The sequence below is a fragment of the Buttiauxella agrestis ATCC 33320 genome, from assembly GCF_000735355.1.
GTDB classification, from domain to species: Bacteria; Pseudomonadota; Gammaproteobacteria; order Enterobacterales; family Enterobacteriaceae; genus Buttiauxella; species Buttiauxella agrestis.
The window spans coordinates 354,569-369,231 of sequence record NZ_JMPI01000022.1; the positions used below are offsets into that span (position 1 = coordinate 354,569).

Annotated in this window: 10 protein-coding genes and 1 pseudogene; 10 read left to right on the top strand and 1 reads right to left on the bottom strand. The window is 48.4% G+C overall.

Annotated features, from left to right (window positions below; translation table 11 throughout):
- Positions 1-349 precede the first annotated feature (349 nt).
- Positions 350-2,107, bottom strand: coding sequence for a 30S ribosomal protein S12 methylthiotransferase accessory factor YcaO (gene ycaO / locus GBAG_RS06365; RefSeq protein WP_034494318.1), 1,758 nt, complete (start codon positions 2,105-2,107; stop codon positions 350-352).
- 138 nt (positions 2,108-2,245) lie between these two features.
- On the opposite strand from ycaO, the gene GBAG_RS06370 reads away from it, so the two are divergent.
- The 10 genes and pseudogenes from GBAG_RS06370 (at position 2,246) to lpxK (ending at position 14,619) form a co-directional block, all read left to right on the top strand.
- Positions 2,246-2,938 carry a DUF421 domain-containing protein gene (locus GBAG_RS06370; RefSeq protein WP_034494319.1) on the top strand — a complete coding sequence of 231 codons (693 nt, stop codon included), beginning with the start codon at positions 2,246-2,248 and terminating at the stop codon, positions 2,936-2,938.
- Positions 2,939-3,098: 160 nt separating this feature from the next.
- The gene (gene serC, locus GBAG_RS06375) at positions 3,099-4,184 is read left to right on the top strand and encodes a 3-phosphoserine/phosphohydroxythreonine transaminase (protein ID WP_034494320.1); all 1,086 of its coding nucleotides are present in this window, start codon (positions 3,099-3,101) and stop codon (positions 4,182-4,184) included.
- An 80-nt stretch (positions 4,185-4,264) separates the two neighbouring features.
- Complete coding sequence (gene aroA / locus GBAG_RS06380) at positions 4,265-5,548, top strand: 3-phosphoshikimate 1-carboxyvinyltransferase (RefSeq protein WP_034494601.1); 1,284 nt, start codon at positions 4,265-4,267, stop codon at positions 5,546-5,548.
- A 217-nt stretch (positions 5,549-5,765) separates the two neighbouring features.
- Positions 5,766-6,266, top strand: a pseudogene (locus GBAG_RS06385) (M48 family metalloprotease); the annotation flags it as partial.
- A 179-nt stretch (positions 6,267-6,445) separates the two neighbouring features.
- Positions 6,446-7,132, top strand: coding sequence for a (d)CMP kinase (cmk, locus tag GBAG_RS06390; RefSeq protein ID WP_034494321.1), 687 nt, complete (start codon positions 6,446-6,448; stop codon positions 7,130-7,132).
- Between the two features lie 195 nt (positions 7,133-7,327).
- On the top strand, positions 7,328-9,004 hold the full coding sequence (rpsA, locus tag GBAG_RS06395; RefSeq protein ID WP_034456368.1) for a 30S ribosomal protein S1: 1,677 nt from the start codon (positions 7,328-7,330) through the stop codon (positions 9,002-9,004).
- Between the two features lie 90 nt (positions 9,005-9,094).
- The gene (ihfB, locus tag GBAG_RS06400) at positions 9,095-9,382 is read left to right on the top strand and encodes an integration host factor subunit beta (RefSeq protein ID WP_034494322.1); all 288 of its coding nucleotides are present in this window, start codon (positions 9,095-9,097) and stop codon (positions 9,380-9,382) included.
- A 201-nt stretch (positions 9,383-9,583) separates the two neighbouring features.
- A complete protein-coding gene (locus GBAG_RS06405; RefSeq protein ID WP_034494323.1) occupies positions 9,584-11,854 on the top strand; it encodes a ComEC family protein in 2,271 nt (756 codons plus the stop codon).
- A 36-nt stretch (positions 11,855-11,890) separates the two neighbouring features.
- Positions 11,891-13,639, top strand: a complete 1,749-nt coding sequence (gene msbA / locus GBAG_RS06410; RefSeq protein WP_034494324.1) for a lipid A ABC transporter ATP-binding protein/permease MsbA — start codon at positions 11,891-11,893, stop codon at positions 13,637-13,639.
- Positions 13,636-14,619, top strand: coding sequence for a tetraacyldisaccharide 4'-kinase (gene lpxK, locus GBAG_RS06415; protein ID WP_034494326.1), 984 nt, complete (start codon positions 13,636-13,638; stop codon positions 14,617-14,619). Before msbA ends, lpxK begins: the two co-directional genes overlap by 4 nt.
- The last annotated feature ends 44 nt before the right edge of the window (positions 14,620-14,663 follow it).

Sequence of the window (14,663 nt, forward strand, 5' to 3'; positions counted from 1 at the left end):
AAAATTGATATGGATCATATCTCGCCAAGCTTATAGGCCTGTTAAAAGCAGGTGATTACCTGATTTTCAGCGTAAGTAATTGATATTAATTATAAAAATAAAGTTTAAAATTTATAACGTAATTTGATATTTACCCTCGAAGCCCAGGTGAATGGTTAATTAGAAATGAGTATTTCAATAATTTTGCAACAATATTTATAGCTTAAAATAATATTATTTCACCAATATTTAACTATTGGGTCACAAATGAAATTATTGCGGTGACAATAAAAACACGGGGCAATAAAAATCGCCCCGTAATATAGCGTAAACCTGATGATTTACGCACCTTTACTCATATTTTATTACTTTATTTCCAGAAAGCCGCTTTTGCGCGTTGCAGTTTTTCATACGCGCCTAACAATGCCTGATGTGCAGGGAAAGCTTTCAGATCGCTGTCTACAGCTTGCAAGCCATAGAATGGCGCTTCACCGCTCAGAGCAGCACTTGCTGCTTCTACTGTTTCTGCGCCGTACATACGGACGAAGGCATTCAGATATTGCAGTGGTTGGCGGTCTTCTTCCATCGCCAGTAACAGCAGGGTTTGCAGGCAGCGATAGTAGTTCGCACGCTCAGGGCTGAAAATAGAGGCGTTGAACTCCATCGTCCATTCAGTCCAGATAAGCGCCTGTTCGGTATCACCACCCGCCAACGCCAGCATGGCTTTCAGCTCGCCAATACGTAGCGTGTACCAACCGTTGTCTTTACCGGTAGCCAGGCCGAGCAGTTCACGCACACGGGTGAAATCATCATGACCTTCTTCATCTAACTGCGAGATCAGACCCAGATAATCCTGCTTTTCCCACTCACTTCCTGGCAGCGCCAGAATGGTGTCGCGCAGGTGATAACCCATATTGTTATTGGCAAGCAGCAAATCTTCTGCAGGATAGATATCGGACATTCCAGGCACGATGATACGGCAAGCGTAAACATCCAGATGTTGGTAATCGGCGATGTATACTTCTTGATCTTCTGCGTCAAAGATGGCCATCAAAGTGGCGAATTCTTCTTCTGTTGTGCCGGAGAAACTCCAGTCAACAAACGGATAGTCAGCATCCTGCTTGAACATATCCCATGAAATCAGGCCGCTTGAGTCAATGAAGTGAGTTTCCAGGTTCGCATGTTCGGCCACTTCTTCGTCATCAAAAGTAGGCGGAGTGAACACGTCCAGGTCTTTTAAACCACGGCCCTGAAGCAGTTCAGTCACTGTACGCTCTAGCGCAACACCAAAATCAGGATGCGCGCCGAAGGAAGCAAAACAGGTCCCGTTTGCTGGGTTGAATAATACAACGCAGATAACCGGATATTTGCCGCCTAATGAACCGTCGTAAGCGAAGATTGGGAAACCTTCAGCTTCCAGTGTGGCAATGGATTCAACCACGCCAGGATAGCGAGCCAACACTTCCTGTGGGATTTCCGGCAGGCTGATGCTTTCCGCGATAATGCGGTTTTTAATGTAACGCTCAAAAACTTCTGAAAGCCCCTGAACACGGGCTTCGTTTGCGGTGTTCCCTGCAGACATCCCATTAGAAACATACAAATTCCCGATGATGTTCATCGGAATATAGACTGTTTCTTGATCGGATTGGCGGGTAAATGGCAGAGCGCAGATCCCGCGCTCTTCATTACCTGATTGCAGGTCAATCAGCATGCCTGCGGTGACTTCGTTTTCAGGATCGTAGAACGCACGCAGACGGTCGTCGAGAATACCTTCTGGCAACTGCTCGTCTTCAGGAATCGGGAACCACTTCTCGTTTGGATAATGCACAAACGGGCCATTGGCAATGGTTTTGCCCAACCAGAAATCAGCGAAGAAGTAATTGGTCGACAGGCGTTCGAAATATTCGCCCAACGCGGATGCTAACGCTGCTTTTTTAGTCGCACCCTTACCGTTGGTGAAGCACAGTGCGCTGTCTTTATCACGAATATGAACGGACCAGACGTTAGGGACCGGATTTAACCAGGAGGCTTCTTCTATATTAAAGCCAAGATCGGCAAGCTTGGTCTGGAAGCGAGCGATGGAATCTTCCAGGGCGGCATCTTTGCCAGGAATAAAGGTTTGAGTCATGAGGTTTCACTTTTGTCGTACGCAAAGCGCGCAATGATACGGGTTTTAGCCAACTGACGCTATCGTCAGCGGCAAGCAGGCGGCCTTAGCATAACAGGCTATGCTTATTGCTAGTAACCTACTGTTATGGCGGTATAAATGAAGAGTTTTGATCTCCAGCGGATGGCGCTAGACAAAGTCCCTTTAGATTTTCTGTGGGAAGTGGCTTTTCGTAGCCTTTACACCTTTGTGCTCGTGTTCCTGTTTTTAAAGATAACCGGGCGGCGTGGCGTAAGGCAGATGTCGTTGTTTGAAGTGTTGATAATTCTGACTCTTGGCTCAGCGGCAGGTGATGTGGCGTTTTATGACGATGTGCCGATGCTGCCTGTCTTCGTCGTATTCATGACTCTCGCTTGCTTATATCGTTTGGCGATGTGGTTGATGAGCCACAGTGAAAAACTCGAAAATCTGATGGAAGGAAAACCCGCGGTAATAATAGAAGAAGGTGAGTTTGCCTGGGAAAAAATGAAGGCTCAAAACATGACCGAATTTGAGTTCTTCATGGAACTACGCCTGCATGGTGTAGAGCATTTGGGGCAGGTTCGGTTGGCGATATTAGAAACTAACGGACAGATTAGCGTCTATTACTTCCCCGATGATTTGGTCAGGCCGGGTTTATCTATATTGCCTGAGTATTGTAGCGAGCGTTTCGAGAGGGTTCCGGAGGATGGGGATTACGCCTGCATTCGATGTAGTGAAGTGTTGACGTTAAACGCAGGAGCAAAAATTCTTTGTCCACGCTGTAAACATCATCAATGGGTCAAAGCCAGCACGGCAACACGAGTCACCTGACGGGCGTTTATCGGGTGTTTAATTCAGCGATTAGTTGATTCTGTTGTGTGATTTTGCGCACATTACCGCAGCATGCCGTATTAACCATTGCAGCCTCAGCATCTCAATGATAAAACCGAATATGTGGTAAAACTTATGACTCTAAGCGTGGTGAGGGGAAATGACTCAGGTATACAATTTTAGTTCCGGCCCGGCGATGCTACCGGCTGATGTACTTCGTCGTGCACAAAATGAACTCTGTGACTGGCAAGGTTTAGGCACCTCCGTAATGGAGATAAGCCACCGCAGTAAAGAGTTTATTCAGGTTGCTGAAGAAGCTGAAAAAGATTTTCGCGATCTGCTGCAAATCCCCTCGAACTACAAAGTTTTATTCTGTCACGGTGGTGGTCGCGGACAATTCGCGGGCGTTCCGCTCAATATTCTGGGTGACAAAACTACCGCTGACTACGTTGACGGAGGCTACTGGGCGAGCAGTGCAGTAAAAGAAGCACATAAATACTGCAACCCCAATGTTATTGATGCCAAAGTCACTGTTGACGGTCTGCGCGCCATCAAACCGATGAGCGAATGGCAAGTTTCTGAAAACAGTGCTTATCTGCATTTCTGCCCAAACGAAACCATTGATGGCATTGCTATTCATGAAGCGCCAGATTTTGGCGACACCGTTGTTGTTGCTGACTACTCATCCTCTATCTTGTCGCATCCGATGGACGTTAGCCGCTTTGGCGTAATTTACGCTGGCGCGCAGAAGAACATCGGCCCGGCGGGTCTGACGCTGGTCATCGTGCGTGAAGATTTGCTCGGTAAGGCGCATAAAGCGTGCCCGTCGATTCTTGATTACACCGTGCTTAATGACAATGATTCTATGTTTAACACCCCGCCAACCTTCGCCTGGTATCTTTCAGGTCTGGTGTTTAAATGGCTGAAAGAGCAGGGCGGCGTTGAAACGATGGACAAAATCAATCGGGCGAAAGCAGAACTGTTGTACGGCGTGATTGATAAAAGCGATTTCTATCGTAACGATGTTGCTTCGGCGAACCGTTCACGCATGAACGTGCCATTCCAGTTGGCTGACAGCGCACTCGACAAACTGTTCCTCGAAGAGTCCTTTGCTGCGGGTCTGCATGCGCTGAAAGGCCACCGCGTTGTCGGTGGGATGCGTGCCTCCATCTATAACGCCATGCCGCTTGAAGGCGTTAAAGCATTAACCAACTTTATGGTCGATTTTGAACGTCGCCACGGTTAATTGCTGTTAGTTGTGATTATCCCCGCGACATGCTTCGCGGGGGTTTTATTCTGTTTTGAGTTGAGAGTATTTTCCCCATGCTGGAATCCCTGACGTTACAACCCATCGCATTGGTCGACGGCACAATTAACCTCCCTGGTTCAAAAAGTGTTTCTAACCGAGCACTGCTACTTGCAGCGCTGGCTAATGGCACTACCGAACTGACTAATTTGCTGGATAGTGACGATGTGCGTCACATGCTTAACGCGCTGAAAGCCTTGGGGGTGAGTTATACACTTTCCGCGGATCGTACGCGTTGTGAAGTCACAGGAATGGGTGGCCCGTTACAAGCCTCAGGTGAGCTTGAACTGTTTTTAGGTAACGCGGGTACGGCAATGCGCCCACTGGCGGCGGCATTATGTCTGGGCAGTAACAACATCGTGCTGACGGGTGAACCGCGCATGAAAGAACGTCCAATCGGCCATTTGGTTGATGCTTTACGCCAGGGCGGCGCGCAGATTGATTACCTGGAGCAAGAAAACTATCCGCCGTTGCGTCTGCGTGGTGGTTTTAGTGGCGGGCAGGTTTCTGTCGATGGCAGTGTCTCCAGCCAGTTCTTGACTGCACTTTTAATGACGGCGCCACTGGCAGCAAACGACACCGAAATCACTATCAAAGGTGAGTTGGTATCGAAACCTTATATCGACATCACACTGCACCTGATGAAAACCTTCGGTGTAGAAGTGGAAAACCGGGATTACCGTAGTTTTGTGATTCGTGGCAGCCAACAGTACACCTCACCAGGCGCTTATCTGGTGGAAGGTGATGCTTCATCAGCGTCCTATTTCCTCGCAGCTGGTGCCATTAAAGGTGGTACGGTAAAAGTGACCGGTATCGGGCGCAATAGCGTCCAGGGTGATATTCGCTTTGCAGATGTGCTCGAAGCAATGGGTGCAAAAGTGACGTGGGGAGAGGATTTTATCGCCTGCGAGCGCGGAGAACTCAACGCTATTGATATGGATATGAACCATATTCCTGATGCAGCGATGACCATTGCAACTGCGGCTTTGTTTGCTAAAGGCACCACTACATTGCGCAATATTTATAACTGGCGCGTGAAAGAGACTGACCGCCTGAGTGCAATGGCTACAGAGTTGCGCAAAGTTGGAGCGGTGGTGGAAGAGGGCGAAGATTACATCACTGTGACTCCCCCCGCTCAGCTACAAGTTGCAGAAATCGGGACTTATAACGATCACCGCATGGCGATGTGTTTCTCGCTGGTGGCATTGTCGGACACTCCGGTCACGATTCTTGATCCGAAATGTACAGCCAAAACCTTCCCTGACTACTTTGAACAATTAGCACGCATCAGCACTCTCGTGTAGCGTACAACATTATGCTCCGGTCATTGCGTGTACCGGAGCCTATTTTAACTACACCGCTTAGTATCAATCCCGCGCTTAATATCAACTCCGTTTTCATACCCTTGCTTTTATTGCACCAGCGTGTACCGCTGTTAATCTCGCTTCCGATTTAATCGACAAATCAATGATTTGTTTCATGTATAGCTCATCAATGGAAGATAACTATGAAGACGTTAAAAATGGCAGCACTGTTAATTACAAAGTGTATTTGACCAGTGATGTAAATGCCTGGGCAATGGCTGACGGTTGTGTGCGTGTGTATAGCGGCCTGATGGATATGATGACTGATAACGAAGTGGAAGGCGTTTTGGGCCATGAAATGGGACACATTGCGATGGGTCACACTCGAGAAAAAATGCAAACGGCGTATGCGACAATGGCCGCTCGTGATGCAGTCTCAGCAACCAGTGGTGTCGCTTCGCAGCTATCTCAATCGCAACTTGGTGATTTGGTCGAAGGGGTCATCAATGCAACATTCTCGCGTAGTGAAGAATCTGAAGCGGATGATTTCTCATATGATTTGCTGAAAAAATGCGGTATCAGCACCCAAGGTCTTGCCAGCAGTTTTGATAAACTGGCAACGCTGAGCGGAACAGCAAAATCTATGTTTGATTCACATCCACCTTCAACGGAACGTGCGCAGCATATTCGCGAACGCATAGCAGCTGATAAAAAATAATCTACCTCTCTGATTTTAGGGCTGGTTTTTCCCAGCCCTGTCTCAATTCGCGCAATTCTTCTACACTCAGCCCTATTAACGACGATAATTGGCACGAAAGATAACGGTCAGGGTTCTGGCGGCGTATAATACGCGGCGTTTCTATTTCAGGTCCGCAATTCCAGCGAGAGGAGAGTAAGATGACGGCACCCGCCCCGGTAATAACAATTGATGGCCCAAGCGGCGCAGGTAAAGGCACGCTTTGTAAAGCCATGGCGGAAGCGTTGCAATGGCATCTGCTTGATTCCGGCGCGATTTACCGCGTTCTGGCATTAGCGGCTCTACATCACCAGGTAGATGTGACCTCTGAAGATGCATTGGTTCCGTTGGCCGCTCACCTTGATGTGCGCTTTGTTGCCAATAATGGCAATCTGGAAGTCATCCTCGAAGGCGAAGATGTCAGCGCTGAAATCCGTACCCAGGAAGTTGCCAACGCTGCTTCTCAAGTCGCTGCTTTCCCGCGTGTCCGCGAAGCCTTGTTGCGTCGCCAGCGTGCTTTCAGAGAAGCGCCGGGCTTGATTGCTGATGGACGTGATATGGGGACGGTTGTTTTCCCTGATGCCCCAGTAAAAATATTCCTCGATGCGTCTTCCGAAGAGCGTGCGCACAGACGTATGCTACAGTTGCAGGAAAAGGGCTTTAGTGTTAACTTTGAGCGCCTTTTGGCAGAAATTAAAGAACGTGATGACCGTGACCGTAACCGTGCAGTAGCGCCGTTAGTGCCAGCCGCAGATGCGTTGGTGCTGGACTCAACCAGCATGTCCATTGAAGACGTCATCAAACAAGCGCTGAGTTATGCGCAGAAAATTTTAACACCAGCACAATAGTCAATATTGTGCTGGTGTGTGTTTTGTCATATTTGTCATGATATTGCCATAGTGGTATCCTGACATATCGGGTAGTTTTTTACCCCTGTAACCTAAACCCTGTCGGCATGGAGCCAATGGCGGGGTATGTGAAACAACCCCATTCGGCGGGATGCTAAATGGACGTTAAACTAAAGAACCTTGAAGATTAACAACATGACTGAATCTTTCGCTCAACTCTTTGAAGAATCCCTGAAAACAATCGAAACCCGTCCGGGTTCCATCGTTCGTGGCGTAGTAGTTGCTATCGACAAAGATATCGTACTGGTTGACGCTGGTCTGAAATCTGAGTCTGCAATTCCTGTAGAGCAGTTCAAAAATGCTGCTGGCGAACTGGAAATCCAGGTTGGTGACGAAGTTGATGTTGCTCTGGACGCTGTTGAAGATGGCTTTGGCGAAACTCTGCTGTCCCGTGAAAAAGCTAAGCGTCACGAAGCTTGGATCACGCTGGAAAAAGCTTACGAAGAAGCTGAGACTGTGGTCGGTATCATCAACGGCAAAGTTAAGGGTGGCTTCACTGTAGAGCTGAACGGTATTCGTGCGTTCCTGCCAGGTTCACTGGTAGATGTTCGTCCGGTACGTGACACTCTGCACCTGGAAGGCAAAGAGCTTGAGTTCAAAGTCATCAAGCTGGACCAGAAGCGTAACAACGTTGTTGTTTCTCGTCGTGCAGTTATCGAATCTGAAAACAGCGCAGAACGTGATCAACTGCTGGAAAACCTGCAAGAAGGCATGGAAGTTAAAGGTATCGTTAAGAACCTTACTGACTACGGTGCATTCGTTGATCTGGGCGGCGTTGACGGCCTGCTGCACATCACTGATATGGCATGGAAACGCGTTAAGCATCCAAGCGAAATCGTGAATGTTGGCGATGAAATTACCGTTAAAGTACTGAAGTTCGACCGTGAGCGTACTCGTGTGTCTCTGGGTCTGAAGCAACTGGGCGAAGATCCATGGGTCGCTATCGCTAAGCGTTATCCAGAAGGTACCAAACTGACTGGTCGCGTGACTAACCTGACTGATTACGGCTGCTTCGTAGAAATCGAAGAAGGCGTTGAAGGCCTGGTTCACGTTTCCGAAATGGATTGGACCAACAAAAACATCCACCCATCCAAAGTTGTTAACGTTGGTGATGTAGTGGAAGTTATGGTTCTGGATATCGACGAAGAACGTCGTCGTATCTCCCTGGGTCTGAAGCAGTGCAAATCTAACCCATGGCAGCTGTTCGCTGAAACCCACAACAAGGGCGACCGCGTTGAAGGTAAAATCAAGTCAATCACTGACTTCGGTATCTTCATCGGCCTGGACGGTGGCATCGACGGCCTGGTTCACCTGTCTGATATCTCCTGGAACGTTGCAGGCGAAGAAGCAGTACGTGAATACAAGAAAGGCGACGAAATCGCGGCTGTGGTTCTGCAAGTTGACGCAGAGCGTGAGCGTATCTCCCTGGGTGTTAAACAACTCGCAGAAGATCCGTTCAACAACTACGTTGCACTGAACAAGAAAGGTACTATCGTTACTGGTAAAGTAACAGCAGTTGACGCGAAAGGTGCTACAGTTGAATTAGCAGATGGCGTAGAAGGCTACCTGCGTGCTTCTGAAGCTTCCCGTGACCGCGTTGAAGATGCAACTCTGGTTCTGAGCGTAGGCGACGACGTTGAAGCTAAATTCACCGGTGTTGACCGTAAAAACCGTGTTGTGAGCCTGTCTGTTCGTGCTAAGGACGAAGCTGACGAGAAAGATGCAATCGCTACTGTTAACAACAAACAGGAAGATGCACCGAACTTCTCTAACGCTATGGCTGAAGCATTCAAAGCAGCTAAAGGCGAGTAATCGTCTGAGCACTAAATCAGGGCGGCTACGGCCGCCCTTGTTCGATTGATAGCTGTAAGTTAATTTTCCTGAAAGGAAACCGGAGGAATCATGACCAAGTCAGAATTGATAGAAAGACTTGCAACTTCGCAATCTCACATCCCGGCGAAAGCTGTAGAAGATGCAGTGAAAGAGATGCTGGAGCATATGGCCTCTACTCTCGCCCAAGGTGAGCGTATTGAAATCCGGGGTTTCGGCAGTTTTTCCTTACACTATCGCGCACCTCGCACCGGACGTAATCCAAAAACTGGCGATAAAGTGGATCTGGAAGGCAAATACGTTCCGCACTTTAAACCAGGTAAAGAATTGCGTGACCGCGCCAACATTTACGGTAATTAAGTCTTCGGACTTGATCCTCAAGAGCGGCACCTTAGGGTGCCGTTTTTTTATACTCAAAATCTGTCTTTTCGAGCAGACTCGCAAAATTCATGAGCGTTACTTTTTAGAGCGTAAAACCCTGGAACCCTCATCGGAAAGTCAATAAAACCTGACTGACTCTAATGATTAGATATCTCAGACTGCCCTCAACAAGGAGGTTCTGTGAACAATCTAATCGGTCTGTGTTTTTGCATAATTATTGGCATTATCCCCTTAATGGTGCTGCCTGCTATTCCTGCTGGCAACGTCATAGCCGCACTGCTTGTTATCGCCCTGTGCCTGGCTTTTATTCCATTCCGATTGATGCGTTTCGCTGCAATTATTGTGATTTGTTTTGGCTGGGCGCTTTTCAGTGCAAGGCAGAGTCTTATGCCCTTCGAAAGGTGGGCGGCGAAACCCGTTGTCGTCGAAGCGACGGTTACTCGCACTGATGGAAAACAGAATCATGAGCTGCAAATAATCTCGGTAGAAGGCAAATCCATTTTCCCAACCTTTGGTATCAGAAGTCAGGGAACTTACCTGGCAGAAAGTGTGTGCGCAGGGCAGCGCTGGCGCATGAAAGTCCTGCTTCGCCCGGTTCATGGCCAACTTAATGAGGGCGGTTTTGATAGCCAAAGATACGCACTTGCACAGCATCAGCCTTTTAGTGCACGTATTATTTCGGCTCAACAAATCTCTGAAAAATGCAGCCTGCGAGCACATTGGCTTACTGCAGTGGAGGGAGTGACCGAATCATTGCCTTATCAGGGAGTCATTCTGGCGTTGGCTTTTGGTGAACGTTCTGGCGTGAGCGATGAACAAAAGAACTTATTGCGCCAGAGTGGTACCGCTCATCTGATGGCGATTTCCGGGATGCATATTTCACTGGCGGCCATGGTCGGTTGGTTACTGGCGCGTTTGTTGCAACTGAGTTTTCCGGCCCATCGAATTCATTACAGGATGCCCTTAATAGCCAGTGTCATAGCCGCCGGCGTATATACCTGGCTTGCTGGCGGAAATCCTCCGGCAGTAAGAGCATTGATTGGTTTGAACATCTGGTTATTACTTAAGTTACAAGGCCGAAGCTGGTCGGGATGGGAAGTCTGGTTGTGTTGTATTGCCGGTATCCTGATTTACGATCCGCTAGCGGTATTATCAGACAGTTTTTGGTTATCGATACTTGCCGTGGCGGCACTTATTTTTTGGTATCAATGGATGCCGCTTCCGCGCAGTGTGGCAACGGCGCGATGGTTCTGTCGATATCCGCTTTATTTATTACACCTACAAATTGGCATTATGCTTTTACTGATGCCGCTCCAAATTTTTATCTTTCACGGAATCAGCCTCAGTGCGCTGTTTGCCAACGTGTTTGCGGTCCCGCTGATTTCATTTGTCGTTGTCCCATTGCTACTTGCCGGATTAGTATTGACCCACGCTCCGTGGCTCGGTGAACACTTATGGTGGGCAGTTGACCGCTTTTTAGCACTGTTATTTAACGTTTTATCTCTGTTACCAGACGGTTGGCTGACTGTGGACAGGCGCTTCCAGGCATTGAGCCTGAGCGGTTGGTTAATTGTCGTTATCCATCGTTTATCACTTTGGCGGAGCTCATTTGTATCAGTAGTGGCTCTGATGTTGTCTCTGGCTGCTTCTACAATGCGAGTAGATAAAAAAGATGATTCATGGCAGGTGGTTATGCTGGATGTGGGGCATGGGCTAGCTATCGCGCTGATCAGGCAAGGAAAAGTGTTTTTATATGACACCGGGAATGCCTGGCCTGGCGGTGACGCTGCGCAACAAGTCATTATTCCATGGTTGCGTTGGCATCATTTGTCACTCGAGCAAGTTGTCATAAGCCATGAACATCTTGACCATAGAGGGGGGTTAAACAGCCTACAACGTGAATGGCCTGCTATAAAAGTTCGTAGCCCTTTACGCTGGGCGGGGCATAATCCTTGTTTTCAAGGTGAGAAATGGCAGTGGCAGAAATTACAATTTACCGTGCTCTGGCCACCCGTTTCACCCACTTCGACCGGTAATAATGGCTCATGTGTTGTGATGGTGAGCGACGGACATTTTCGTATTTTATTAACCGGGGATGTGGAAGCTGAAGCAGAATTGGCTATGCTGAAGAGGCGATGGGGCATATTACATGCTGATATTATTCAGGTACCTCATCATGGCAGCCGTACATCATCTGGTGCTCCCTTACTACGAGCAGTCGCTGGAACTGCGGCACTTGCCTCAACATCGCGCTATAACGCATGGCATTTACCTTCTGGAAAAGTAGTCAAACGCTATCAGTCGCAGGGGTACACCTGGTACGACACTGCGCAATCAGGCCAACTTACTATCGATATAAATAGTGATAAATGGCAAATCAATAGCCTCAGAGCTCAAATTTCACCCCGTTGGTATCATCAGTGGTTTGGTGTATCCCGGGATAATGGGTAGAATATGCGGCTATTTCATCTAATGCTGGTTTACTGAATGCATAACGATAAAGATCTTTCCACATGGCAGACCTTCCGCCGCCTTTGGCCGATGATTGCTCCTTTTAAGCCAGGTCTGATTGTGGCTGGTATTGCGTTAATCCTCAACGCTGCCAGTGATACCTATATGCTGTCTTTACTCAAACCGTTACTGGATGATGGTTTTGGAAAAACCGATAAATCGGTTTTGCTCTGGATGCCTTTAGTTGTTATCGCACTGATGGTGCTGCGTGGCGTGACAAGCTATGTTTCCAGCTACTGTATCTCCTGGGTTTCAGGGCACGTGGTTATGAACATGCGTCGTCGTTTGTTCAGTCATATGATGGGGATGCCTGTTGCATTCTTTGACCAACAGTCAACGGGGACTCTGCTCTCGCGTATCACTTATGACTCCGAACAAGTTGCCTCGTCTTCTTCCAGCGCATTAATAACAGTTGTCCGTGAAGGTGCTTCAATCATCGGCCTGTTTGTATTGATGTTCTGGTATAGCTGGCAGCTTTCGCTGATTCTGATTGTGCTGGCACCTATCGTTTCTTTTGCTATCCGCTTTGTTTCAAAGCGTTTTCGTAATATCAGCAAAAATATGCAGAACACGATGGGCCAAGTGACAACCAGTGCTGAGCAAATGCTGAAAGGTCATAAAGAAGTGTTGATCTTCGGCGGTCAGGATGTTGAAACCGAACGTTTCAACAAGGTCAGTAACCGTATGCGTCTTCAAGGCATGAAACTGGTGTCTGCATCGTCTATCTCTGATCCGATCATTCAGCTCATCGCTTCTCTGGCTCTGGCTTTCGTCATTTATGCGGCAAGCTTCCCAAGTGTTATGGAAACACTGACTGCTGGTACTATCACGGTTGTGTTCTCTTCCATGATTGCACTGATGCGTCCGTTGAAATCATTAACCAACGTCAACGCACAGTTCCAACGCGGTATGGCCGCATGCCAGACGCTGTTCTCTATTCTCGATACTGAGCAAGAGAAAGACACCGGGACTCGCGTGATTGAGCGTGCTAAAGGTGATGTTGAATTCCGTGATGTGACCTTTACTTACCCTGGCCGCGATGTGCCTGCACTGCGCAGCATCAACCTGAATATTCCAGCAGGGAAAACGGTAGCGCTTGTCGGGCGTTCGGGGTCGGGGAAATCCACCATCGCAAGCCTGATGACGCGTTTTTACGATATTCAGGAAGGCAACATTACGATTGATGGTGTGGATATTCGTGAATACACACTGTCTTCTCTGCGTAATCAGGTAGCTCTTGTTTCGCAAAATGTTCATTTATTCAATGACACTATTGCGAACAACATTGCCTATGCGCGCAATGAACAGTATTCGCGTGCAGATATCGAAAAAGCTGCGCAAATGGCTTATGCCATGGACTTTATCAGTAAGATGGATAATGGCCTGGATACCGTCATTGGTGAAAATGGCGTGCTTCTTTCAGGCGGCCAACGTCAGCGTATCGCCATTGCCCGCGCACTGTTACGCGACAGTCCAATTCTGATTCTTGATGAAGCAACATCTGCTTTGGATACCGAGTCAGAACGTGCAATTCAGGCTGCACTGGATGAACTGCAGAAAAACCGTACCTCTCTGGTCATCGCTCACCGTTTATCAACTATTGAACAGGCTGATGAAATTGTCGTGGTAGAGGACGGTCGCATTGTGGAACGTGGTGCTCACGTCGAACTGCTTGAACACCGTGGGGTCTATGCGCAACTGCATCGGATGCAATTCGGTTCATGATTGAACGCATTTGGTCGGGAAAATCTCCCCTCTATCTTTTGCTATTACCGCTCTCCTGGCTTTATGGCCTGGTGAGCGGTGCTATTCGTCTTAGCTATAAAATAGGGTTACAAAAAAGCTGGCGCGCTCCTGTGCCAGTGGTGGTGGTCGGGAATCTGACTGCGGGTGGTAACGGCAAAACTCCGGTTGTTATCTGGCTGGTTGAGCAACTACAGCAGCGTGGTATTCGTGTTGGCGTGGTCTCGCGGGGTTATGGCGGTAAAGCAGAATCCTACCCATTGTTGTTGAACCCGGATACCACTACTACCCAGGCGGGTGATGAACCCGTACTTATCTATCAGCGCACTGGTGCCGCAGTCGCTGTGGCACCCCGTCGTAGTGATGCGGTAAAAATACTGGTGGAAAAAGTACAACCGCAATTGATTATTACCGATGACGGTTTGCAGCATTACGCGCTGGCCCGTGATAAAGAAATTGTGGTTGTTGACGGCATCAGGCGATTTGGTAACGGCTGGTGGTTACCGGCAGGGCCAATGCGTGAACGCACAGGCCGTCTGGCGTCTGTGGATGCCGTTATCACAAATGGTGGTGTGGCAAAAGCGGGAGAAATCTCGATGGCGCTCTATCCCGGTGATGCAGTCAATTTGTTGACCGGAGAAAAGCGCCCGGTACATCTGTTGACAAATGTGGTTGCAATGGCTGGCATTGGACATCCACCACGCTTTTTTGCCACGTTGCAGCAATGTGGTGTAAATCCGGTTCACACAGTCAGTCTTAGCGATCACCAGGCACTGAGCGAAAGTGATGTGGAAAAACTCGTTCAGACGGGGCAAACCTTGTTAATGACCGAGAAAGATGCGGTGAAGTGTCGTGCTTTCGTTAACGATCATGATAACTGGTGGTACTTACCGGTCGATGCGCATCTGGCGCAACCTCAGGCCGATGAATTATTGCACTCATTATTGGCGCTGGTGCGCTAAACAAAAGTTCGCGCACCAGAATTCAAGTTTGCTGACGACAGGTA